24 protein-coding genes are annotated in these 23,655 nt (G+C 65.0%); 13 read left to right on the plus strand and 11 right to left on the minus strand.

What is annotated here, in order from left to right:
* Positions 1-197: 197 nt before the first annotated feature.
* Positions 198-599 (minus strand): VOC family protein, encoded by a 402-nt coding sequence (locus EB835_RS18155; protein ID WP_135810850.1) that lies wholly within the window; start codon positions 597-599, stop codon positions 198-200.
* Between the two features lie 159 nt (positions 600-758).
* Here EB835_RS18155 and EB835_RS18160 point away from each other — a divergent pair, with 159 nt between their 5' ends.
* Entirely contained in the window at positions 759-1,781 is a 1,023-nt protein-coding gene (locus EB835_RS18160) for a helix-turn-helix transcriptional regulator (RefSeq protein WP_135810851.1), read from the plus strand.
* A 39-nt stretch (positions 1,782-1,820) separates the two neighbouring features.
* Here EB835_RS18160 and EB835_RS18165 read toward each other — a convergent pair whose 3' ends face one another.
* The gene (locus EB835_RS18165; RefSeq protein ID WP_135810852.1) at positions 1,821-2,720 is read right to left on the minus strand and encodes a serine hydrolase; all 900 of its coding nucleotides are present in this window, start codon (positions 2,718-2,720) and stop codon (positions 1,821-1,823) included.
* Entirely contained in the window at positions 2,717-3,733 is a 1,017-nt protein-coding gene (locus EB835_RS18170; protein WP_135810853.1) for a LysR family transcriptional regulator, read from the minus strand. Before EB835_RS18170 ends, EB835_RS18165 begins: the two co-directional genes overlap by 4 nt.
* A 174-nt stretch (positions 3,734-3,907) precedes the next feature.
* On the opposite strand from EB835_RS18170, the gene bla reads away from it, so the two are divergent.
* On the plus strand, positions 3,908-4,840 hold the full coding sequence (bla, locus tag EB835_RS18175; protein ID WP_135810854.1) for a class A beta-lactamase: 933 nt from the start codon (positions 3,908-3,910) through the stop codon (positions 4,838-4,840).
* Positions 4,841-4,860: 20 nt separating this feature from the next.
* Here bla and EB835_RS18180 read toward each other — a convergent pair whose 3' ends face one another.
* On the minus strand, positions 4,861-5,646 hold the full coding sequence (locus EB835_RS18180) for an SDR family NAD(P)-dependent oxidoreductase (protein WP_135810855.1): 786 nt from the start codon (positions 5,644-5,646) through the stop codon (positions 4,861-4,863).
* A 104-nt stretch (positions 5,647-5,750) separates the two neighbouring features.
* Between EB835_RS18180 and EB835_RS18185 the strand changes: the two genes are divergently transcribed.
* The 3 genes from EB835_RS18185 (at position 5,751) to EB835_RS18195 (ending at position 7,809) form a co-directional block, all read left to right on the plus strand.
* The gene (locus EB835_RS18185) at positions 5,751-6,266 is read left to right on the plus strand and encodes a MarR family winged helix-turn-helix transcriptional regulator (protein ID WP_135810856.1); all 516 of its coding nucleotides are present in this window, start codon (positions 5,751-5,753) and stop codon (positions 6,264-6,266) included.
* A 119-nt stretch (positions 6,267-6,385) separates the two neighbouring features.
* Positions 6,386-7,183, plus strand: a complete 798-nt coding sequence (locus EB835_RS18190; protein WP_135810857.1) for an NAD(P)-binding domain-containing protein — start codon at positions 6,386-6,388, stop codon at positions 7,181-7,183.
* 62 nt (positions 7,184-7,245) lie between these two features.
* Positions 7,246-7,809 carry an antibiotic biosynthesis monooxygenase gene (locus EB835_RS18195; RefSeq protein WP_135810858.1) on the plus strand — a complete coding sequence of 188 codons (564 nt, stop codon included), beginning with the start codon at positions 7,246-7,248 and terminating at the stop codon, positions 7,807-7,809.
* Positions 7,810-7,922: 113 nt separating this feature from the next.
* Here EB835_RS18195 and EB835_RS18200 read toward each other — a convergent pair whose 3' ends face one another.
* Both EB835_RS18200 and EB835_RS18205 read right to left on the minus strand, forming a co-directional pair.
* Positions 7,923-9,770, minus strand: coding sequence for a formate--tetrahydrofolate ligase (locus EB835_RS18200; protein ID WP_135810859.1), 1,848 nt, complete (start codon positions 9,768-9,770; stop codon positions 7,923-7,925).
* Between the two features lie 170 nt (positions 9,771-9,940).
* On the minus strand, positions 9,941-10,609 hold the full coding sequence (locus EB835_RS18205) for a TetR/AcrR family transcriptional regulator (RefSeq protein WP_135810860.1): 669 nt from the start codon (positions 10,607-10,609) through the stop codon (positions 9,941-9,943).
* A gap of 97 nt (positions 10,610-10,706) precedes the next feature.
* On the opposite strand from EB835_RS18205, the gene EB835_RS18210 reads away from it, so the two are divergent.
* From EB835_RS18210 to EB835_RS18225, 3 genes are all read left to right on the plus strand, one after another.
* Positions 10,707-11,441 carry an SDR family NAD(P)-dependent oxidoreductase gene (locus tag EB835_RS18210; RefSeq protein WP_240688844.1) on the plus strand — a complete coding sequence of 245 codons (735 nt, stop codon included), beginning with the start codon at positions 10,707-10,709 and terminating at the stop codon, positions 11,439-11,441.
* 167 nt (positions 11,442-11,608) lie between these two features.
* Positions 11,609-12,613: a DUF998 domain-containing protein gene (locus tag EB835_RS20465; RefSeq protein WP_135810861.1), complete on the plus strand. Its 1,005-nt coding sequence runs from the start codon at positions 11,609-11,611 to the stop codon at positions 12,611-12,613.
* A 209-nt stretch (positions 12,614-12,822) separates the two neighbouring features.
* Positions 12,823-13,782, plus strand: a complete 960-nt coding sequence (locus tag EB835_RS18225) for an alpha/beta fold hydrolase (protein ID WP_135810863.1) — start codon at positions 12,823-12,825, stop codon at positions 13,780-13,782.
* Here EB835_RS18225 and EB835_RS18230 read toward each other — a convergent pair.
* The gene (locus EB835_RS18230; RefSeq protein ID WP_135810864.1) at positions 13,775-14,482 is read right to left on the minus strand and encodes a DUF998 domain-containing protein; all 708 of its coding nucleotides are present in this window, start codon (positions 14,480-14,482) and stop codon (positions 13,775-13,777) included. The two genes, EB835_RS18225 and EB835_RS18230, sit on opposite strands and share 8 nt — an antisense overlap.
* Before the next feature lie 113 nt (positions 14,483-14,595).
* Here EB835_RS18230 and EB835_RS18235 point away from each other — a divergent pair, with 113 nt between their 5' ends.
* The 3 genes from EB835_RS18235 to EB835_RS18245 all read left to right on the plus strand — a co-directional run bounded on the left by EB835_RS18235 (position 14,596) and on the right by EB835_RS18245 (position 16,884).
* Entirely contained in the window at positions 14,596-15,231 is a 636-nt protein-coding gene (locus EB835_RS18235) for a TetR/AcrR family transcriptional regulator (protein WP_135810865.1), read from the plus strand.
* Positions 15,228-15,827, plus strand: a complete 600-nt coding sequence (locus tag EB835_RS18240) for a hypothetical protein (RefSeq protein ID WP_135810866.1) — start codon at positions 15,228-15,230, stop codon at positions 15,825-15,827. The genes EB835_RS18235 and EB835_RS18240 overlap by 4 nt, the downstream gene beginning before the upstream one ends.
* 307 nt (positions 15,828-16,134) lie before the next feature.
* Positions 16,135-16,884, plus strand: a complete 750-nt coding sequence (locus EB835_RS18245) for a class I SAM-dependent methyltransferase (protein WP_135810867.1) — start codon at positions 16,135-16,137, stop codon at positions 16,882-16,884.
* A gap of 17 nt (positions 16,885-16,901) precedes the next feature.
* Here EB835_RS18245 and EB835_RS18250 read toward each other — a convergent pair whose 3' ends face one another.
* From EB835_RS18250 to galE, 4 genes are all read right to left on the minus strand, one after another.
* The gene (locus EB835_RS18250) at positions 16,902-18,047 is read right to left on the minus strand and encodes an FAD-dependent oxidoreductase (protein ID WP_135810868.1); all 1,146 of its coding nucleotides are present in this window, start codon (positions 18,045-18,047) and stop codon (positions 16,902-16,904) included.
* Positions 18,048-18,092: 45 nt separating this feature from the next.
* On the minus strand, positions 18,093-19,445 hold the full coding sequence (locus EB835_RS18255; protein ID WP_135810869.1) for a sodium/glutamate symporter: 1,353 nt from the start codon (positions 19,443-19,445) through the stop codon (positions 18,093-18,095).
* A 51-nt stretch (positions 19,446-19,496) separates the two neighbouring features.
* Complete coding sequence (locus tag EB835_RS18260) at positions 19,497-20,393, minus strand: LysR family transcriptional regulator (RefSeq protein ID WP_135810870.1); 897 nt, start codon at positions 20,391-20,393, stop codon at positions 19,497-19,499.
* Between the two features lie 190 nt (positions 20,394-20,583).
* The gene (gene galE, locus EB835_RS18265) at positions 20,584-21,576 is read right to left on the minus strand and encodes a UDP-glucose 4-epimerase GalE (protein WP_135810871.1); all 993 of its coding nucleotides are present in this window, start codon (positions 21,574-21,576) and stop codon (positions 20,584-20,586) included.
* Between the two features lie 152 nt (positions 21,577-21,728).
* Between galE and EB835_RS18270 the strand changes: the two genes are divergently transcribed.
* Entirely contained in the window at positions 21,729-22,784 is a 1,056-nt protein-coding gene (locus tag EB835_RS18270; protein WP_135810872.1) for a hypothetical protein, read from the plus strand.
* Between the two features lie 86 nt (positions 22,785-22,870).
* The gene (locus tag EB835_RS18275) at positions 22,871-23,395 is read left to right on the plus strand and encodes a Dps family protein (protein ID WP_135810873.1); all 525 of its coding nucleotides are present in this window, start codon (positions 22,871-22,873) and stop codon (positions 23,393-23,395) included.
* Positions 23,396-23,655 lie beyond the last annotated feature (260 nt).

Raw genomic sequence — 23,655 nt, forward strand, 5'->3', positions numbered from 1 at the left:
CGGCTTGGGCTTGCTCGTCGGTGATCAGACAGTTGTGACGCATGGAGTGGTCCCTTCAAGTTGTCCTGTGTTAATCACAGTCCAACTTTCGGGGACCACTCCAGCGCCAGGTTGCAGAGCCGCCGTCGGGTTGTTTGGGGAGGGGCGCGACGGGGTGAGGCCCGCAGCTGGGACAGCGGAGCAAGCACAGCGCGCCCTCAGTGCGCACCCTTCCAATGCGGGCTGTACATGATTCCGAGCACATTGCCGAAGGGATCGACCACCGAGGCGGTCACGAACTCCGGACCCCGTGGTGTCACCGGCATATGCACTGTCGCGCCGCGGTCGACGAGATCTGCCACCGCTGCCTCGACGTCATCGACGTGCCAATAGGTCACCGAGCTGCTTCCCGGAGCTGTCCCCTCGGGCGAATAGGCCCGGTCCATGATTCCCAGCTCGTCTTCGTCGGGCCCGATTCGGAATTCGACATAGGCCGCCGGCCCCTCTGCAGGCTGGCGGAAGTAGGGCTCGATGCCCAGATAATCCGAATACCAGTTGACGGCCGCCGCCACATCATCCGCGGTGAGCACCATCGTCGTCAGTCCCTGGATTCCATTCATGGCTCTGCTCTTCTCTCTTCATCGCCGTCCGGCCTCGCAGGCCCACAATCGCAGCACTATTTCCCTGACGGCTCCTCATCCACCCGGCCGGATGAACAGTTCTCACTTTTCCAGCCAAAGCGATCACCTTATGATCACTTTTATTGAGATACTTCAGGTATGCGCGCAGACCGGCTCATCGCTCTCGTTCTCTTCCTGCAGTCCCGCGGGAAGGTGACCGCCGCCGAGGTGGCTGCGGAGCTCGACGTCTCGATTCCCACGGCTCGCCGCGACCTCGAGGCCCTGTCCGCAGCCGGAGTGCCCGTCTACGGACAGCCCGGCCGAGGAGGGGGCTGGCAGCTCGTCGGAGGAGCACGTACGAATCTCACCGGGCTGACAGAGCACGAGTCAAAAGCGCTGTTCTGGATGCTCGGCACCGCCGGGCTCTCCGATCCCGGAACGCGGGCGGCCACACGCAAACTCGTCCACGCCCTACCCGCGACGCTGCAGGACGAAGCCGAGATCCTCGCAACGAGAATCCACTACGACCACACCGCTTGGGGCGACCATCCGCGAACCGGTGAGCGCAGCGAGATCCTCCACGCCCTCCGCTCCGCGCTGGTAAATAGACGAGCCCTTCACATCAGATACACGAGGCGCGACGGCACCTCTGACGAAACCATTGCACGACCTCTGGCCCTCGTGGCGAAAGCCGGGACCTGGTATCTCATCGCCCACCCGCAGCACGACGACACACCGCGCACCTATCGGACTGATCGAATCAGTGAGGCCGAGCCGGTCGACACGAGCCGCGAACAGCCGTCGGATCGAACCGAGCGCCGGATCCGACGCGCGACCGTTGACGATGACCGCTTCGACCTCGAAGCATTCTGGACCGCCCATGTCGACGAAGTCGAGGCGCTGCGCTCGTCCGTGATCGCCAGGGTTCGATGCCCCAATTGGGCAGTGCCGATCCTGGCCGCTCAGTTCGGAAGGTATTTCTCCGTCATCGACCACGGCACAGAGTCCACCACCGCCGAGGTGGGGGCCAATCTCGTCATCGCCCTGGCCGAGCAGTTGGCCGGGTGGGGACGCACGGTGGAGGTTCTCTCCCCGCGCGAACTGCGAAGCGAACTTTCCCGAATCGGCGCCGAACTCAGCGACCTGTACGCCGAGCACACTGCAACGACCGGTGAACGGTGACCTGTGTCCACCGCCGATCCCGACCGATGCGAGGTGACCTCACCTCAGCAGATCGTGAAGGGCACGAGCAGCGGCACCGAGGGCAGCCTCGGCGGCGGGCTGAACCGAGGCGGGATTGCACGATTCGCTGAGCGCGACGATCGCGATCGACTGACCGTCGGCGTGGTCGACGACGCCGATCTCGTGCCTGAGGTGGAGCAGCGTCCCGGTCTTCGATGACCAGCGAGCCGAATCGGACATGAGGTCGGGCGCGAGACGATTGCGGACGATGTTGCCGGACATCAGCTCCCGCAGCCGGGCGGCGACTCCGGGGTCAACGCGCTCAGGGCGCCACACCTCGGCGAGGAGGCTCATCAGCCCGCGGGCAGCAGCGGAATTGGCGCGAGAGACATCGAGCTGCCAGATCCGGTGCCCGTCGCCCTGGGGCGGTCGCGTCTGGGCAAGATCGTAGGCAAGATGTGCGTCGGTCCTGTCGAGGCTCTCCAACGGTGTCATCGTCAGCGCGTCGAGCCGATGCCTGATATCAATGCCACGCAGTCCCAGAGCGTCGAGGTCTCGCTGCACCTCGGCTGCAGGAACGAGCTCGAGCAAGGCATCGGCAGCGGTGTTGTCGCTGAAGCACACGGCCAAGGTGAGCAGATCCTCGATCGCGATCCGCGCCGGATGCCGAAATCGTGCCGCTCCTGTCGGGCTCGCGGACCCGGTCGCGGCCGGTGCGACCTGGACCTGTTCGTCGGCCGAAAGATCCCCCGCCCCGATCCGATTGAGCACGGCGAGCGCGACCGGCACCTTGACCAAGGACGCCAACGGCAGCGCTCCGTCGGGCGAGAGCACAACCTCGGCGTTCGAATCGAGATCCCGGGCGATGATCCTGGCGCTCAGGCCAGCGTTCTCAAGCTCGGCGCCGACGGCTCTGACGACCTTCTTCCGCTCGATCATGGCGTATCCCTTGTCGATGTCCCGGTTCGCGGTTCCTTCGCCGAGGCGGGCCGGCCTGTCGGCGCTTGTCGTTTCCCCGACGCCGAGGTCCGGCTCCCCAGTGCCGAGGTCCGTCGACTCGAACCAGGGACGACCACCCCGCCGAGGCAGTCGGCGATCTCCTCGGCGAAGTCGGCAAACAACGCACTGTCGTCGTCCGAGTTCGCCGCGAACGTGTAGCCCCGTGCGAGGGTCGGGTCGAGGAGCGGCACCCAGGGGAGTTCGAGTTCCGCGGCTTCGGCTTCGCTGGAGAGCAGCAGATCACCCTCGCTGAGCACGGCCGCGACCGCGTCCGCGTCGGACGAGTCCACAACGACTTGAAAGGGAAGCAGTCCCGTGGTCTCGGCGGATCGTCGGACGCGCTCCCTGATGTGTGGGACGTTGTCCTCGCTCGTCAGTCGCAGGCGTCGTCCCGCAAGCCCGAGTTCATCGCCCGGCACCTGGGTCCGGGATCGCCGCAGATCAGCGATCCGCACCGGAGTCTTTATCGAAGATCGATGCGCACATCCCAGCGCAACCGTCCATGTGGCCTCGTCGGCGGGGACGGCCTGCAAAGAGGCCCGGGTTCGTCTCGCGGCGAGGTCATCGGCCCGCCTGCCAGGCGGTGCCGAATGGAAGTCGATCCGCAGTCCCTCGTCCTTCACCGAAGCGGCCAGCACTGCGAGGTTTCGCGTTGAGCAGGCCGTCGGGACCGCCAGGGAGATCGGTCGCAGCTTCGCTCTGTCGGCGTCGAACATCATCTCGTCGGCCAGGTCAACGAGGCGAGTCGCCGAGGCGAGCATGTCACGCCCGAACGGGGTGAGGCTGACACCGCGACCGGTCCTCTCGAGCAGACGAGCACCGAGCTCCTTCTCGAGCCCGGCGATGCGCCGGCTGGCCACCGGCTGCGGGATCCCGGTTGCAGCAGCACCGAGTGTCATGCTGCCGAGTTCGCTGACAGCGGTGAATGTTCGGCACACGTTAACCAGATCCATCACCTCATGATATGCGTTACCGGTATGGGAGCAGACGTTTGAGTCTTCGACTGCATGACGACAGCGGAGAAAGATGGTCAGCACCGAGCATCGCGAGCTCGTCGACAGTGAGACCACTCCTGTCCGAAGGCCCAGCCCCACAGCCACTCCTCCGGGAGAGAACGGAACGAATCGATGAACATCCGAGCATTGCAGCTGCTTGCCGCGTCGACGGCGACAGTTCTGGCCGTTGCCGGCTGCGCTTCGAGCCGGTCACAGTCCGCGGACGAACCCGGTTCTCGCACCGACACGGCACCAGCGACGATGGAGGAATCCGCACACCGACAGCTCGACACGCAGCTCACGAACCTCGAAGACCGCTACGACGCACGGATCGGAGTGAGCGCGATCGACACCGGCACCGGAGAAGCGGTCGATCATCGGGGAGACGAACGTTTCGGGTTCGCCTCCTCTCTCAAGGTGTTTGCGGTCGCCGAACTCCTCGATCGCACGACGCCGAAGCAGCTGAAGAAGCATGTGACGTGGTCGCAGGCCGATGTCGACGAGGCCGGCTGGACACCCGTGACCTCGAAGCACGTCGACGACGGCCTCCCCCTCGCCGAGGTGGCCGAAAGCGCTCTGCGAGTCAGTGACAATGCCGCGATGAATATCGTGCTCGATGAGCTCGGCGGTCCCGACGGCCTCGACGAGGCGCTCCACAAGGGCGGTGACACCACCACCGAGGTGACCGACGAAGAGCCAGAACTCAACAACGTCGAAGCGGGCAGTACGGACAACACCACCACTCCGGCCGCTTTCACGGCAGACCTGCACGGCCTCCTCGACCCACAGCGGTTATCGGACGACGACCGCGACGTGCTCCTCGATTGGATGTCGGACAACGCGACCGGGGATCCGCTCATCCGCGCCGGGGCACCCGATGGGTGGACTGTGCAGGACAAGTCCGGGCATTCCGACGCGATCCAGAACGACATCGCCGTGGCGACTCCGCCCGATCGCGATCCCATCGTCGTGTCGGTGTTGATCGAGACCGAAGATCCCGAGTCAGCAGACGGCCCTGCCGTGGTCGCCGCCGTCGCCGAGGTTGTGCTCGATGAGTTCGAATGAGGGCGACTTGTCTGCCCCACTCAGACCACGGTCGGCAGCACTCCCCCGTCCGCGCGCACGGCAGCACCGTTGGTCGCCGAGGACAGCGGGCTGGCCAGATAGGCCACGAGGTTCGCGATCTCGCCGGGTTCGATGAAGCGCTGCAGGAGTGAGGATTCGCGGACGAGGGAGGCTTTCAGCTCGGCGGCGGGCATCGATTGTGCGGCGGCGATCCGCTCGACGGTCGCGGCCACCCCGTCCGAGTACGTCGGCCCGCCGAGCACGGTATTCACTGTCACCTCGGTGCCGCGGGTGAGCTTCGCCAGGCCATTGCTCAACGCCATCGCCGCAGCCTTCGTCGCTCCGTAGTGGATCATGTCACCGGGCACGTCGACCGCCGATTCGGTGCCGATGAAGATGATTCGGCCCCACCCGTCTTCGAGCATCCGCGGGAGCAGTCGCCGGGACAGGCGAACGGCACCCATCAGATTGATCTCGAAGTATCGCGTCCACTCCGCGTCGTTGATCTCGGTGAACGCCGCCACCTCGAATTGGCCGACATTGTTGATGAGCACGTCCACGTCGCCGAGGCGGTCGAGCAGTTCGTCGAACTGCCCGGCATCCGCGAAGTCCGCTGCGATGCCCCTCGCCGAGGCGTTCGGATTGTCGGCGCACAGACGTGCGACAGCCGCGTCGACCCCTTCCTCGTCGCGACCATTGAGAATGACCGTCGCCCCTTCGTACGCGCACAGGGCAGCGATCGCAAAGCCGATCCCTTTCGTCGAACCCGAGATGAAGACGGTCTTGCCTGCCAGTTGAAGATCCATGTGCTTTCCGCCGTGTCGTCTCTCAGTGAGTTTTTACTTGTCCAGGAAAGTCAACGCTAGATGAATTGAGTTTCCCAGGCAAGTCACCCGCTAGACTGCACTGCATGAACAGAGCCGACAGTCGCGCCTCAGAACGAAACCCTTCAGACTCTGATCCGGTCGCTTTCACCGCGGACGAGCTCGAGACCTGGTCCTCGATCGCGACCTTGCTGGAATGGCTTCCGGCCGCACTCGATGCGCAGATGCAACGCGATTCGCAGATCAGCCATTTCGAGTACGGGATCCTCTTCGCTCTCTCCCAGGCGAAAGAGGAGACGTTGGCGATGAAGATACTCGCCGGCTTCGCGAACAGCACTCTGTCCCGTCTCTCACGGGCGGTCGCTCGACTTGAACGCCAAGGGTGGGTGACTCGCTGCCCGGACCCCGATGACGGCCGCACGACGATCGCTTCCCTCACCGAGTCCGGTCGCACAGTCATGCATGCAGCCACTCCGGAGCACGTTGCCTTCGTGCGACACGTGGTCTTCGGTTCCTTGACCCCGGGCCAGGCTCGCGCGCTCGGCAGGGCAAGTCGGCGCATCACCTCGGCGATTAGGGAAGACGGCAGCTGGCGCCCCTAGCCGGCAGACTCTTGTCCAGGATCTCAACAGCCCGCCCTGACTGCTCGATTCGATGACACAATGCGACCAGACGAATACACCTGCGACAGTCTCAACGTGAGTCTCTCAAGGAGGAGATCATGAGCACGATCGGATTCATCGGAGTCGGAGAGATCGCCTCGGCGATGGTCGAGGGCCTGAGCGCGGGCACCGCAGCTGAGGACGGCGACGGGCCGGGGAACCGCCTGCGGTTCGTGCTCTCCCCGCGCAGCGCCGACCGCGCACGGCACCTGGCCGACACGATCGAGACCGCCGAGGTGGCGGAGAGCAATCAGGACGTCGTCGACCGCAGCGATCTCGTCGCCCTTGCGGTCCTCCCTCAGCAGGCGGCCGACGTCCTCGGAGACCTCGACGTTCCGGCAGAGAAGACCGTGGTCAGCGCGGTCGCCGGGATGCCGACGGACGAACTCTCAGCACTCCTCCCCCACGGTCCGGCCATCGTGCGGATCATCCCGCTCCCAGCTGTCCGTGAGCGCAAGGGAGTGACGGCGATGTTTCCGGCCGACCGCGATGTCGAAGCCCTCCTCGACCTCCTCGGCGGGTCGGTCGCTGCAGACGACGAGACGAAGTTCAGCACTCTGTCCGCGGTGACCGCGACGATGTCGGCGCATTTCGCGTTCCTGCAAACGATCACAGCGTGGCTGGTCGACCAGGGCTGGGACCAAGCCGACGCCGACCACTTCATCCGCGGCCAGTTCGTCGGACTCGGCACCACACTCGCCGAGACGACCGAGCCCATCGCCGACCTCGTCGCCGCCCACGAGACGCCTGGCGGACTCAACGAGCAGGTCAACCGGGATTGGATGGACGAGACGAACCGAGCGAACCTGGCCTCCGCGCTCGACGGAGTCTTCGCGCGGGTGACCGGAGACGCCTGAACTCGGTGCGGCGGCGCGAGGCGGCCGCTGATCCGACCTGTCGGGTCTCTATACTCTGCCTGATGCCGCAATCGTCTCCGATCACTGTCTCGATCACCCGCACCGTCCAGCCCGGGGAGCATCGCCGATTCAACGCCTGGGCGCAGGCTGGCCAGGCGCTGGCGCGCGAACGCGAGGGCTACCTCGGTTCAGGTTGGGTGCGGACGACACCGGACTCCGACGAGTGGCATCTGCTCTACCGCTTCGCCGACGAGAAGACCCTGCGCACCTGGGACGAATCCGAGGATCGCCGGTGGTGGATCGACAGCGCCTCTGAACTCGTCGAGACCACCCGCGTCGAACACCGCACCGGCATCGAAGGCTGGTTCGAGCCCCAGGGCGAGGAGACGCTGACGATCCCCGAAACCGTCGTCCCACCTCGGTGGAAGCAGGCAGTGAGCATCTTCCTGCCGTTCTTCCCCCTCAGCCTGCTCTCGACGTTCTTCCTCCTGCCGCATCTGGACAGCTGGCCGACCGTGCTCGCAGTGCTGCTCAACATCTGCATCCTCACACCGCTGATGACCTACATCTTCCTGCCGATGAGCACCCGTCTGCTCAGGCCGTGGCTGCAGAAGCCCCGACGCTAGACACAGCAAGCTCCGACCCAACACGCGCACGCTCCATCCCCAAATTGCTACCTGACGGCGGCTCTGCAACCTGGCGCCAGGTTGTTAAGCCGCCGTCAGGTAGCAATAGAGGGTCAGAAGAGGCCGGTGATGTTGCCGTCCTCGGTGACGTCGATCTTCAGCGCCGAGGGTTCCTTCGGCAGCCCGGGCATCGTCATGATGTCGCCGGCGATAACGACGACGAACCCGGCTCCTGCGGCCAGCCGCACGTCCTTGACCTCGATGATGTGCCCGGTCGGTGCCCCGCGGAGGCTCGCGTCCGTCGACAGCGAATACTGCGTCTTCGCGATGCACACGGGAGCATCCCCGTACCCCTCCTCGGTGAACTGCTTGAGCTTCCGCTTCACCGCAGTCGGCAGGTCGACATCTTTCGCCTGGTAGATCCGCTGCGCGATCGTCCGGATCTTCTCCTCCAAGGGCTGGTCGAGTTCGTAACTGTAGCGTGCCCGCGATGCGGCTCCCGACACCGAGGCGGTCCCTGCCGGAGGTGCTTCAGCGTCCCCAGCGGCCACGCCCCCAACGAAGAGTGAACCGTCCTCGACAGCAGGTCCGGCCGTACCGCCGCCGCGACTGGCATGGGCTCCCTCACCGGCCCCGGCGCTCGCACCGCCACCACTCGCCGCTTCGACGACCGCCTCGGCGAGCGCCAATGCACCCTGGCCTCCGTCGGCCCAGTGCGTCGACTCGACGGCCGCGACCCCGATCCCGTCCAAATGGGAGATCGCCGCGGCCATCTCCTCGTCGGTGTCCGTGGGGAACCGGTTGAAGCACACGACCGGGGTCAGCCCGTAGATCTCGCGCAGGTTCGTACAGTGCAGCTCGAGGTTGCTCATCCCCTCAAGCACCGCTGACACATCAGGTGAGTTGACGCCCTTGACGTCGACCCCGCCGTGGTATTTCAGCGCCCGCAGGGTCGCGACGACGACCACGGCCGAGGGCCAGATGCCAGCGGTCCGACACTTGATGTCGAGGAACTTCTCCGCCCCGAGGTCCGCACCGAATCCGGCCTCCGTGACCACCCAGTCGCCCAGAGCCAGCCCGGCCTTCGTCGCCAGAAGGCTGTTGCAGCCGTGGGCGATGTTGGCGAAGGGTCCCCCGTGGATGAACGCCGGCGAATGCTCGAGCGTCTGCACGAGGTTCGGTGCCAAGGCGTTGCGCAGCAGCGCAGTCATCGCCCCGGCCGCACCGATGTCATCAACGGTGATGGGTGCGCGTCCGCGGCTGTGCGCGAGCACGATCCGTCCCAGCCGTTCTTTGAGGTCCGCCAACGAGGTGGCCAGGCAGAATACCGCCATGACCTCGCTGGCGACGACGATGTCGAAGGCATCCTCGCGGGGCACTCCCCCATTGATGCCGCCGAGACCGACGACGACTCCGCGCAGCGCCCGGTCGTTGAGGTCGACGACGCGGCGGATGTGGATGCGCCGTGGGTCGACGTCGAGGTCGTTGCCGAAGTGGATGTGATTGTCGAGCATCGTCGCGGCGAGGTTGTTCGCTGCCGCGATGGCCGCGAAGTCCCCGGTGAAATGCAGGTTGATGTCCTCCATCGGCACGACCTGCGCGTATCCGCCGCCGGCCGCTCCGCCTTTCATCCCGAAGACCGGACCCATGCTCGGCTCCCGCAGTGCCAGCACGGCCTTGCCGATATCGGGGTTCGCTCGGGCGAGTTCGTTGAGGCCGTCGGCCAGGCCGATGCTCGTCGTCGTCTTGCCCTCCCCCGCCGGAGTCGGGCTCATGGCCGTGACGAGGATGAGTCGGCCGTCCTCAGCGTCGGCCGATGCCTGGTCGAGGACGTCGATCGGCACCTTCGCCTTCGTCCATCCGTGGGGAATGATGTCCTGCGCGTCGAGACCCAGCCCAGCGGCGATGTCGACGATGGGATCGAGCTCGGCGCTGAGCGCAATATCCATATCTGTGGTCATAAGGCCATCATGCCCGTTCTGCGAGATTTTGTGACCATCAGCGACCCGAGAATTCGCGCAATGTGCACTGAGTTCCGCCCACCGCAACATCTCCCTCGCCGAGGCGGCCCTCCACTGAGGACAGATGTGCCCTTGCGAGTGCCGTGCGGTGCCGCCGCAAAGTCGGCTCCCTACCCCGACATCCGGCGAGCCGCCACACCCGCGATATGCACTGCGACCGTGGAGACGACGATGTCGTCGAACGACAGATACGTCGCGGCCACCTCGGGGTCGGAATCATATGCCGCCTGAAGAGCAGCCGATGGTCGGCTGTGCGGCCAGGCGGCACTGGCCATCAGCAACGTCACGACGACGATTCCATCGGCGTCTTCGGCACTGAGCTCGGGCAGCACCGTCATGATGATGTCGACGACCGCGTCCGCGGATACCGCTGTGGCATGTTTGTGGCTGATCGCCGCCTCGGTGGAGATGTTGCGCTCGAGAACGGCGGCCTGCGAGGCGATGAGATCGCACATCACCGGACTCTCGGCCATAGTCTCTGCGATCGCCTCGGCCAGCCTGTCGCCGCGCGCACGGAGATCACCGTCGATCGTTCCGGACCGCTCACGGAGCCGCTCGGCCCATTCGCGCAGCTCGACGTCGAGCAGCTCGAGCAGGATAGCCTCACGGGACTCGAAATAGCGCAGGACGTTCGACTTCGCCAGACCGACCCGCCGGCTCAGCTCGTTGAGGCTGAGGTCGGACACCCCCATCTCGGCAAGCATCCCGGCGGCCGTGCCGAGGATGGCACTCCGCCTCTGCTCGCGCTGCTCGGCACTTCGCGCCCTCTGAAAATCCATACCCCCATTCTACAGACCACCTGTCTCTTGTTTATGCACCATCGGTCTGTTAGCATCTTCAACGTACAAAAGACCACCAGTCTTTAAGGAGACGAGCATGGCAGACCCGATCCCCGACCAGTCCGGGAAGCTCGCGATCGTCACGGGCGCAAACAGCGGCACCGGAAAGGAGGCCGCCCGCGGCCTTGCCGGCGCAGGAGCACGAGTGATCATGGCCGTGCGCACCCCGGCCAAGGGCGAAGACGCGAAGGCCGAGATACTCACCGACCACCCGGGTGCCGATATCGAGGTCCGAAGCCTCGACCTCGCCGACCTCACCAGCGTCAAGGACTTCACCGACTCCCTCATCGCCGACGACCGGCCTATCGATCTGCTGCTCAACAACGCCGGCGTGATGATGCTGCCCAAGCGGTATGAGACCGCCGACGGTTTCGAAATGCAGCTGGGCACGAACTTCTTCGGCCCCTTCGCTCTGACCCTGCGCCTGCTGCCCCTGCTGCTCAAGGCCGAGGCACCACGAGTGGTGACGATGTCGAGTGGCAACCAGGCCCCCATCGACTTCGACGACCTCAACTGGGAAAAGGACTACAACGCCAACGGCGCCTACGGCCGCTCCAAACTCGCCGACCTCCTCTTCAGCCGAGAACTCGCTCGCATCGCGAAGGCTCGCGGCTGGAACCTGCTCTCCCTCGGCGCTCACCCCGGCAACGCGTCGACGAACATCTTCGACAACGGCAAGCAGTACGGTGACGAACCGATCCTGGCTATCCGCATCGCCTGGCGCATCACCCCGCAGCACTCCGCTGCCGCCGGAGCCGCCCCGATGCTCTAAGCCGCAACCCGACCCGACGTCGTCCAGGCCGGCTACTACGGCCCCCGGTTCAACCTCGTCGGGAAACCGGCACCGGCGAAGGTCTCCAAGCGCGGCCAGGACGCACAGGTCGCCGCCCGCCTCTGGGCCGAGGCCGAACGCCTCACCGGCGTGAGCCTGCCCGAAGCATGAGTCCCAGCAGCCCGACCGGGTCCGGGGCGCCCCAGTCCTCCGGAGCGACCGCGCTTGAGGCAGGTGACTTCCCGGCCCGCACAAGGCGGGCCAGGATCGGTGCCGTACTCCTCATCGTCAACGCTGCGGACTACATCCTCGCCGAGGCGATCACGGCGGCAGCATGGCAGAACCCTGCCTACAGCTACAGCTTCAACTACATCAGCGACCTCGGAGCCCCCGATGTGGCCCGGTTCCAAGGCCGCATGGTCGACTCGCCCCTGCACATGGTGATGAACACCGGGTTCATCATCCACGGCATCATCTTCATCGCCGCAGCCGTCCTCGTCCAACACGCGATCACCCGGACCGGACCACGGCGAACCTACCTGGTCCTGGCAGCCCTCCACGGCATCGGCATCAGCCTCGTCGGCCTCTTCCACGGCTCCCAAGCCGCTATCGATGACGGCACCGCCGCCCTCCACGGCCTCGGCGCACTGCTGGCCATCGGGGCAGGCAACATTGCCGCGATCATCATGGGCATCCACTTCGCCCGCAACAGTCGTCGTGGCACCAGTGGACGCGGCAGTGTCGGCAGCCGTGGCAGTGGCGGTCGCCGTGGTGTGGGGTGGGTGCTCGCCGGCCTCGGCATCACCGGGCTCGCCGCATTCGCGTACCTGCTGGCCACCACCGGAACCGATATCGACGGAATCCCCGAGCGCATCGCCGTCTACACCATCATGGTCGCCGAGGTCATCGCCAGGACCACACTGTCCTTTCTCGGCGTGAGGGATACACAGCCGAAATGTCATCTTCACCCCGCATACTCCGAACACTCCGGGCACCGAGTCATGAGGTCGTGCCGACATTCGCGAACATGGAGGAGGAACGTCTCGGCCGAATCGAGCGCGGTGCGCTGCGCACGAATCGCCGACAGTCGAGCCGCGATCACTTCGGCGCGTCCCGCCTCACCACGGCGCAGAATCAACCGGATCTCGGCAAGGCTCATGCCCACACCCTGACAGGACAGCACGGTCCGGCATCGGCCCAGTTGCTCGTCCGAATAGTCCCGGTGCCCGCTCGCGGTCCGGTCAGGCACGACGACGCCCTCGTGCTCCCAGTGCCTGAGCACATGCGTGGCCACTCCCAGCTGTGCGGCCGCATCCCCGATCTTCATCAGTCCATGATGACACCTTGACTTCAGGTTCACCTGAAGTTCTATCGTCAACACATGAACGACGCGAAAGTCCGCACGATCACCGACCGCATCACCTTGAGCGACGGCGCCGAGGTGGCCACCACGACCCTCGAACCTCTCCCTGGCGCTCGAGCCGACAACGAGCGCCGCCTCGGCGAGGTCCTCATCTGCCACGGAACACCCTGGTCATCGCGGATGTGGCTGCCGCTCGCACGCAAGTTGGCTCAACATCACCGCGTTCGCCTCTGGGATATGCCCGGCTACGGCGATTCGATCCCCGAGATCACGGGCACGCCTCCGCAGCCGATCCACGATCCCCTCGCCGAGGCGGCCCCCGCCGTTGATCTCATCACCCAACGTCGCCGTCTGGCCGAGCTCATCGACTACTGGGAAATCTCGAAACCCCACGTCATCGCCCACGACATCGGCGGGGCCGTGGCGCTGGGCACTCACCTGCTCGAGGGCTGCGATTTCGCGTCGATGTATCTGCTCGACATCGTCACTCTCGACCTGTGGGGCTCGCCGTTCTTTCGCCTCGTCGCCGAGAACGCCGAGGTCTTCGCAGCCCTCCCGCCTCAGCTTCATCGCGCACTCGTCCACGAGTACATCGCAGGTGCCGGCGGCCACAGCCTCAATGACGCCCAGGTCTGCGAACTCAGCGCCCCCTGGATCACGCCGAGCGGCCAGTCGGCCTTCTACGCCCAGATCGCCGCACTGCTGCCCGAACACACGGCACCCATAGTCGACCGCCTCGGCGAGGTGCGCTGCCCAGTCCGCATAGGTTGGGGTGAGGACGATCCGTGGATTCCCGTCGAGCAATCCTGTCGCCTGGCTCGGCTGCTCCCGGAGGACCCCGGCCTCACGTGCTTCCCGGGAGCCGGACACCTCGTACCGATCGAGGCACCGGACGACCTCACGACAGATATCGAGCTGTGGATCAATTCGCTGCTGCCACTCGAGGGCGGTTCCACGCGATCTCAGACAGTCAGGTGACGTGGTCGCGCGATCTGGCCCGAAGGACATGCAGGGCTGCGATCACGAGGAACAGCAGTGGCGCAAACCCGGCCACACGCTCCATTCCTCCGCGACCAAGACCGAGCCAGGGCCCTCCCAAGTGCAGCACGGTTCCCACCAAGGCCAGAAGGCCGATGCTCAATGCAGTCCAGCGCAGATCGCCGAGTACAGATCGACGCGGAACTGCGGCAGTCAGCAGCAAGCCGATATTCGCAATCGGCATGAGGAGCAGCACGGCAATCAGATGAGGCCCCAGGGCGATGTCGGGCGGAGTGAGACCGGCGACGGCGTACCCACAGCAGGCGATGGTCAGCGCAATCCGCGCCGCTGCTGCGCGGACTCCTGAACCCCACAGATGCCACATCAGCGACAAGCCGGGGACCAAGAGTCCAGAGGTGATGACCGCTCCCGAGTTATAGACCGCATGCCACGGCGAGCAGATATACCTGCCTTCGAAGTCTGCACAGGTCACATGACCGAGGTCAGAGATGTTGTTGTGCGCCCAGCTGTATCCGGTCGTCCAGCCGAATTGTGCTGCGAGCTGCCCGATGAAGAAGACAGCGACGCCGCAGAGAACGAGTATTGCGCCCCATGCATCACGCGCGCCCACTTCTGCGTGCAACGAAGCGTGGAGGCCGTCCCGGCCCGTCGGCCGTGCCCTCCGCCTGACAGATTTCATAGCGATTCCTCTGGCTTGGAAGCCGCCGGCAGATTCGATCCGGCGCCCGGTGGGAGCCCGGCCGGCGACCGACTCCACGCTCAGACTAACACACCTGTGTTAGTCTGATTCGCATGGTACGAACGATTGACGGAGACGCACGACGAAAACTGCTGGCCGACACAGTGTGGGGACTGCTGCGCAAGGGAGGCCTCGAAGCCGCTTCGGTGCGGGCCGTCGCGAAAGAAGCGCAATTGTCCGCGGGGTCGGTGAGGCACTTCTTCTCCACGCAGGATGAACTCCACGTGTTCGCGATGGACGAACTCATGCAGCGGACCGCCGACAGGGTCGAGGAGGCGATGCGCGAAGCCGGCACGGCATATTCGACGTCTCAGCCTGCTGAACGAAACCTCAACCAGGTCAGGGCCGGTCTGCATCAGCTCCTGCCCATCGACGACGAAAGCACCGCCAATTTCCAGACGCATCTGCAGTTCGTCGTCAAAGCCGTCATCCATCAGCCTTTGCAGGCAACGGCTCGTGACAGCTACCTGCGTCTGCAGAAATTCTACGAAGACTGCATCGATCGGCTGGTCCACTCCGGCGCAGCAGCGGAGGACCTCGATCCGCACAAGGCCGCTCAGCAGCTTGCCGTCGTCATCGACGGCCTCCTCCTCAGGCGACTGACAGCCCCGGAGCTGGTCAGCACTGACGATGTGATCGCCGGCCTTGACGAACATCTCTCGAATCTGCACCCGGAGGCAAGCCCATGATCATTGCCATCGTCGGAGCCGAAATCGCGTTCTGGGTGCTCCTGCTCGGAGGATTGGCGACGCGCTATCTCCTCGGCGCGCGGCATGTCAGTTCTGTGGTCCTTGCCTGCGTTCCATTGGTCGACCTCGCGCTGGTCGTTCTCGTCTCCGTGGATCTGCTGCGCGGATCCGAACCCACACACGCACACGCATTGGCAGCGGTCTATCTCGGCCTGACCGTTGCGTTCGGACACCAGATCATCGGACGCGTCGACGAGTGGTTCCGTCATCGGTTCGCCAACGGACCGAAACCTGCCAAGCCGCCGAAGGGCTCCACCGCCGAGGTGAAGGCCATCTGGGCCGAATGGCTGCGCGTGCTGCTTGCCGCCATCATCGCCGCAGTGTGCCTGGTCGTCATGATCGCCGTCGACGGCGGCACCATTCCCGACAGCATCGGCACCATCAGCAGACACCCGTACTGGGGGATTCTTCACACCATCGGCATTGTCACCGGCATCTGGTTCTTAGCCGGCCCCGCTTTCGCCGGCACAGGCGACCCTGCTCTCGACCGACCAGAGAACAGGAAGAGCGAAGTTCAACGATCCGATGCGCCGTAAGCCGTCGGCATAGAGGCATTCAGCCGTTCTCCGTCGTCACTTCGGACATTCTCACAACACTGCGGGCCCGTCCCCGACTCTGCGCTCAACTGCACCGCCTCACCATCCATGACACCAGACCGAAGGAAGGTCCGATCGATGACTGACCCCGACCACAATCTCAATAGAACCTCCGACAACAAGCTGAAGAAGGAAGTGGGTTCGGGGATTGCGGCCAAACCCGGCAACGACTCATAATCGGTCGGTGGGCGCTGGCCCGGCAATAACTCTCGAGCTGCCATCGGCTGATCGGTGAGAGGATACCCGTTTGCGCACATTCGACGAGCTCGTCACCGAGGCACAGTCCGCCGATGTCTCCGGTTGGGGTTTCGATTGGCTCGACTGGCGCGCCACCGAAGAGCGTCCGCCGTGGAGCTACGCGACGCTGCTCGCTCGTCGCCTGTCGACGGCGACCGCGGCGCTCGACATCGACACCGGCGGCGGCGAGGTCATCGATGAGGCACCGGTCCTGCCTCCGCGCATGGCCGTCGCCGAGTCCTACGCACCGAACGTCACCATCGCCCGGCACCGCCTCGGTCCACGCGGGGTCGACGTCGTCGAGGCGGACCCGCACAGATTGACCTTCGCCAACGGCAGCTTCGACCTCGTCAGTTCGCGTCATCCGGTCACGCCCGTGTGGTCGGAGATCTCCCGCGTGCTCGTGCCCGGCGGCACCTATCTTGCCCAGCACGTCGGTCCCGCCTCGGCGTTCGAACTCATCGAGTTCTTCCTCGGGCCGTTACCGGAGAACCGGAAGGCCCGCGATCCCGAAACGGAGACCACAGCCGCCGAGGCGGCCGGACTCGTCATCGACACCTTGCGGACCGCACGCTGCCGCATGGAGTTCTACGACGTCGGTGCCATCGTGTGGATCCTGCGCAAGTGTCCATGGTGGGTTCCCGATTTCACGGTCGACGACTACCTGCCGCAGCTGCGTGAACTCGATGCCCGGATGCGCCGAGGCGACCCCTTCGTCGCCCATTCGACGCGGCACCTCATCGTGGCGTCAAAGCGCTGAGACTTCTCGCCGTTCCATCACACGGTCGACTGTCCCACCCGGAAACGGTCCGGCACACCGCCGGCACCGGTCGCCAGGTCAGCCGCGAATTCACCGAGCAGCGGCGCGAACTTCGCCCCATGCCCCGAGCACGCGGAAACGATGACGAGTCCGTCGACCTCGTCGATGACGAAGTCCTCGTTCGGGGTGTTCGTGAACAGGCAGGTCGTCTCCGCATACGGCTCCGGAACGAGCCCGGGCAGATGCCGCGTCGCATAGTCGATCATCCGAGCACGCATCTCCTCGGTGATCTGTCCGTCCTGGTCAAGTGCCGAATCGATCACTCGGCCACCGTTGAACTGCGCGAGCTTCTGGCCGGTGAATCCGGCGTCCCGCCCACCCGGCAGTCCGTAGGTGAAGATCTCGGAGGACTTGTGGATGAACGTCGGCCAGTCGGTGCGCGGTCGCCCCGATTCGTCGGCGTCGCGATAGGGCATGTGGAAGGCCTGCTCCTGCCGGACTTCAAAACGCGGCAGGGCAGAGAGGAAACTCTGGGGCAGTCCGAGATCGCCGAGGAGGGCGGGCAGCCATCCGCCCGCGGCGACGATGGCGCGGTCCCCTTCGACGGATTCCCCCGTCGCCGAGGTGACTCTGAACCCTCCCTCGGAACGTCGGGTCACCTCGGCGACCGTCCAATCCGTGAGCACCCGTGCCCGTCCGGTGGCCGATGCGAGGTCGAGCAGAGTGTTCACGGTGGTCTCGGCGTCGATGACGCCGGCGTCGGGGTGCCAGAGGACATCGGTGTCGAAGGCGAACTGCGGCCACCGTTCGGCGGCCCGCGCGGGGTCGAGGACTTCGTGGTCGACTCCGACGGCTGCGAAGATCTCGGCGAGTCCCGCGGTGTGCCGGACGTCGCCGTGGTCGATCGCCCCCGTGACGGCAATGAGCTCAGTGCCGGAAGCGGCTTCGACCTCGGTCCAGAGTTCCCGGGATCTCACGACGAGTTCGGTGTAGAGCCGGTCGGGGTAGGCGTAGCGGAAGATGCGGGCAGAGCCGTGGGAGCTGCCGCGGTCGTTGGCCGGAGTGTGCCGTTCGAGGACGGTGACGTCTTCACCGCGGGCTGTCAGCGAGTAGGCGGCTGCGGCTCCGGCGAGTCCGGCGCCGATGACGATGTGGTGGGACACAGCTGTTCTCCTGGTCGGTGGGTGGATGGTGGCCGTCTTCGGCGGTCAGACTTGGATCTTACTGCGCCTGTCACCGGCAACGATGACGAGTGCCGCGACGATTGCGACCACGGTGATCGCGCCCCAGATTCCGACCACCGCCCACGAGGCGCCGGCGATGACGAGCAGTGGGGCGAAGGTGACGGCGGTGACCTCGACGGGGATGACGGGGAGGTAGGCCAGTGAGAAGTCTTCCAGGGTTCGGGAGTTGAGTTTCGGGTCGACGATGCGCAGCAGGGCGATTCCCGTGGCGACCGCACCGGTTGCCCATCCCCAGGTGAAGAGCTGGCGTTCGAACCAGCCTTCCTGCATCACACGGGGAGCGACCCACAGACCGAGGAACAGGCACAGGGCCAGTCCGACGGCGAAGAGGATGACGAGCGAGAGCCATTGGTCGACGACGAAGCTCGGCACCACCGAGGCGATGCCGCACACCATGAGCACGTCCGTTGCGGAACCGGAGATGGAGTTCTGAGTGTCCTTGTCGATGAACTTCGTCGTGCTCGTCGCAGACAGCAGTGCCCGGAGCAGGAGGCCGACGAGGAAGGCGATCGAGAAGAGCGGAAACGCCACCGAGGGGATGAGCCCGCCGAGGATGGCATTGATTCCGTAGGCCGCCGCGGACACAGCGGCGACGATGCCGGCCTGGAAGGTCAGGGATTCGATGGCGCTGCCGGAGAACTTGTGGGTGCCGATCGACGGTTGGTCGACGGTGTCGTCAAGGACTCCGGTCCGGAGTTCAGCGGGCACAGTGGCGAGACCGGCGAATTCGCGAGCGTGGCCCTTCACCGCGCCGTACTTCGCCTGGATGATGCCGCCGACGACTCCGACGAGCAGACCGACGGTGGCCGCGGTGAATGCCAGGGACTGCACTGCCGGGTCTCCGGAATCGGCAAAGACGGTGCCGATCGCCGCTGCGGAGCCGAAGCCGCCTGCCCAACCGGCGAAGAGCAGCAGCCCGACATAGTCGGGCGCCCCGAACAGAGGGCCGAGAGCGAGCAGCACCAGGCCCATGCCGATCGCTGTCTGAGCGGCATAGATGAGGACACCATAGCTGGCGAAGCCGGCGACCGATCGGCCGATCTTGAGGATGTTGAAGTCGCTGGTCATCGCCAGGCAGGCGAAGACGAGGACGATGAGCAGAGAGGTGTACTCGCCGAGCTGGTCCGAAAACGGCAGCCAGCCGAGGACGTTGGGGCCGAGCACAAGTCCGAGCACACCGGCGATGACTCCGGCCGGAATCATCATCGTCTGGATCGCCGGAATCTTGGCGCGCAGGATCGTGCCGATGATGAGCAGTCCGCCGATGAGCCCGGCATCGACGAGCAGTGCTGAGGGGCTGAAGTCCGTGGGTTCCATGAGTGCAGTCTCCTGTGAAAGCGATTCGTGGACGTGAGGATGGGTGGCTGGTCAGGCGATGAGTCGGTTGTCTGCCGCCCACGTCTCGAGCGCGCTGGTCAGCGGGTCCAGCAGCCCGAGCGGGTCGCCGGGGGCGGTGCGGATTGTCAGCGGATACGTGTGTCGCGCCTCGGCGAGGGCGGCGAAGACGACGCCGTTCCACGGTTGGAGGGCGACCGATTCCGGTACGAGGGTGATGCCCATTCCTGCGGCGACGAGCCCGAGGATGGATTGTTCGTTCGACACCTGCGCCGAGGTCCGCATCGTGCGGCCGTGTTCGATGAAGATGCTGGCGACGAGGTCGAAGGCGACAGGAGCGAATGAACGGTGGAACAGGACGACCGGCTCATCGCTGATCTCCTCGACGCCGACGTCGCGTCGGCCTGCCAGCCGATGGCCCTGCGGGAGCGCCACACACAGCTTTTCCCGGAATGCGATCCGCTCATCGGGGCGGTGGCTGCTGAATTCCCGCACCAGGCACGCGTCGATGTCCCCGTTGTCGACGGCCCGAGTGAGGGCGGAGCTGCTGCCGTCGGAGACGATGATCGAGTGGTCGGCGAGGGCTGTGAGCACCCCGGCGATGATCGCTGGGAAGGTCGAGCTGACCCCGCCAAGGCGGATGCGCTGAGTCTTCGTCCCGTCCCGCATATCGACGACGAGTTGCGGGAGCGAATCGGCTCGACGCCGCAGTTCGAGCACCTCAGGGTAGAGTCCGCGGGCGGCCGCGGTTGGGACGACCTCGCGGGGTCCCCGTTCGAAGAGTCGCTCGCCCAAGTGCCGTTCGAGGGACGCGACTGCCTGGCTGACCGGCGACTGTGCCATGTGCAGGGACTTCGCGGCCTTCGTGAAGCTGCCTTCGGAGTACACAGCGAGGAAGCAGCGCAGCTGTTTGAGACTGACTTCGCTCATCACTGCACTCCCGGCCGACGCGTGACACAAGCAACCGTGATTGTGTTCATGAGAGTCGAGTCTATGAAGTCACCTTCCAACACATCAAGATGTCTTTCAGATCAGTTTTCATCTTTGCTAGACGAACAACCGATAGCAGTGTTGTCGAGGTGATGGCCTTGCAGCCTCATTCCGGCCAGAGCCGTGCCGTCTACGTCTGCTCGGGCAGCATCCCGGCGGCCTCGACGGCGCTGCGGACGATCTCCTCGAGCCCGAATTCGGCCTTCCAGCTCAGCAGGGCCGAGATCCGGGAGACGTCGGCGACCAGGGCAGGCGGGTCACCAGCACGACGCTCGCCCATGTCGGGGATGATGTCACGACCGGTCACCTCAGCGATGGTGTCGATGACTTCCTTGACCGAGGCCCCAGTGCCGGTGCCGACGTTGAATACGGTCTCCGTGGTGCCGCCGGCCTTCATATAGTCCAGGGCGGCGATATGGGCCGCGGCGAGGTCCTTGACGTGGACGTAGTCGCGAATGCACGTGCCGTCGGGGGTGTCGTAGTCGTCTCCGAAGATGATCGGCGCCTTGCCGTCCTTCAACCGCCCGAGCACGATCGGGATGAGGTTCATGACGGCGGTGTCGGCGAGATCGTTCCAGCCGGCGCCGGCGACGTTGAAGTAGCGCAGCTTCACCGCATTGAACGCGGTTCCCCGCATCTGCGAAGCGGTGATCTGGTTGTCGATCATCCACTCGCCGATGAGCTTCGTCTGGCCGTAGGGGTTGATGGGGCGGCAGTCGAGGTCTTCTGCGACCATATCGACGTCAGGCATGCCGTAGGTCGCGGCCGACGAGGAGAAGACGAGCGATGCGATGCCTGTGCGCTCCACTGCGGCGAGGATGTTCGTCAGGCCGCCGATGTTCTGCCGGTAGTACATGACCGGTTCTTCGACGGACTCGCCGACCTGTTTCTTCGCGGCGAAGTGGATGATCGAGTCGACGGAGTGTTCCTTGATCGCGGACACCAGGCGTTCCTCGGCATCGGCTGCGGCCAGGTCGAGGCTGACCACGGGCAGGCCGTCGACGCGAGCGTCGATACCGGTGGAGAAGTCGTCGACGACGAGCACATCGTCTCCGCGTTCGGTGAGCAGCCGCACCACGTGCGAACCGATATAGCCTGCTCCCCCGGTCACCAGAACTGCCATTGACCGCGTCCTCCTTCGTCTCGTCGACACGTCGGTATCAGAATACGCGTTCAGGCATCGGAGTTCAGATCCGACCTGAAAGACCGGTGGACAGAGTGTCGGAATTCGCCTCCGCTCTGGCCATGAGCAGGCGGTCCTGCCACAGTGGGAAAATGCACATCCTCCTCATCTGCGATCCCGGTCCCCCGAGTCGCCGTGTGGCCTCGCTCCAGGATGAGTTCACCGAACTCCTCCGGCAGGACTTCCAGTCGGATGTGACTGTCGACGTGTGTACGGAGGCGCTCCGAGTCCAAGCAGACCATCAACTGGAGCTGTCGACTCTCGATGCGATCGTCGACCGCTTTCCCGCAGCCGACCTCGTCATCATGCTCACGGACATTCCGCGGCACACCCACGGCAAACCACTCATCGCCGAGGTGCTGCCGGCACGCAACATCGCTGTGATCTCCTGCCCCACCCTCGGCGCGCTGACGACGAAGCGCCGTCTGCTCAAGATCTATATGAGCTGCGTCAATCAGCTCCTGCCCGACGGGCATCTGCCGGCGAGCGCGCGTCGTCTTCCTCGCTGGGGCCGGTGGTCGAGCCGATCCGAGTCCGGACGGCGCACCCTCCACGCTCACACCTTCACCGGCGGAACTCGCCTCGTCCTGGGTATGACCATGGCCAACGAACCGCTGCGGATGTCCCGCAGACTCTCACGCGCCATGGCCGCGGCCGCCGCGACAGGGGCGTTCGGCATCTTCTACAGCTCCATCTGGCAGATGTCCCACCACCTCTCGACAGCTCGTCTCATCTCGATCGGCGCCATCGCCATCGCTGTCATGGTCGGCTGGCTGATCACGATCAACCGTCTCTGGGACCGCCCGGTCAATGAACGCCTGGCTCAGGTCGTCTTCTACTACAACCTGTCCACCGTGCTCACTCTCACCATCTGTGTGGTCGGCCTCTACGCCCTGTTGGTCGTCGGCATCCTCGTCGGCGGTCTCATCGTCATCGACCCTGAGTTCATGGCGCAGACGATCCACCGTCCCGAAGCGAGTTTGACGAACTACCTCGACATCGCCTGGCTGAGTGCCGCGATGGGCGTCGTTGCGGGTGCGCTCGGGTCGAGTTTCGACAGCGACATCGACATCAAGAACCTCACTCACGCCCAACGACTGCGCTCCCGCGTCTACACCGCCCAGGACGACGACGGCGGCACATCCTGACGGGGGGTTACGTTGCGTCGATGGTGGCGTTATGGTGGCCACAGACTCCGGATCCACGCGAAACCGGAGAGATTGGAGCAAGAATCATGACACAGTCAGTGACAGTTCCCGACCCTCATGGCTCAGAGAAGACCACTCGCGAGAACGCCGAAAAAGGCTTCGTAGCCTCCGATGCCCTGACCAAGAATCTGCAGACGGTTCTGGTCGATTTCATCTCCCTCAGCCTCACTGCCAAGCAGGCACATTGGAATATCGTGGGCACGAACTTCCGTGACCTCCACCTCAACCTCGACGAGGTCACGGACATCGCCCGCGCCGGCAGCGATGAGATCGCCGAACGGATGCGCGCCCTCCACGCCTCCCCTGACGGTCGCCCAGCGGTGATCGCCGAACAGACCGGACTGCCGGAATTCCCCAACGGAGAGATCAGCACCCACGACGCAATCGACCACATGGTCGCGTCGATCGAGGCGACGGTGGATTCGATGCGCAGCTGCCATGACGAGGTCGACTCAGCGGATCCGACGACTGCCGACATCTTCCACAGCTACATCGCCCAGCTCGAGCAACAGGCCTGGTTCATCAGCGCCGAGACTCGTACACCCAAGTGAGTCGCTGCGGCTGAGCAGTCACTCGGAACCCTCGGGCCGCCTCCCCGTCCTCGTGGTCGGGGAGGCGGCCTTTCGTCGATCGCCGTCGCTCCCGTAGTTTGAGCCGACTGTAGGCGCTGTTTGGCAACAGGTGTTGTCTGTTTACACGGCGGAAGTCGTGACCTTGCAGATCACCCCGTGGTCACAGAATGATGTCGCGACCAGTTCCATGTGGGTCGACTTGTGACAATCAGGAGAAGCAACAATGCCTCTAGTATGAC

Origin of the sequence: Brevibacterium sp. S22, assembly GCF_004745485.1 — a bacterium.
Classification (GTDB): domain Bacteria; phylum Actinomycetota; class Actinomycetes; order Actinomycetales; family Brevibacteriaceae; genus Brevibacterium.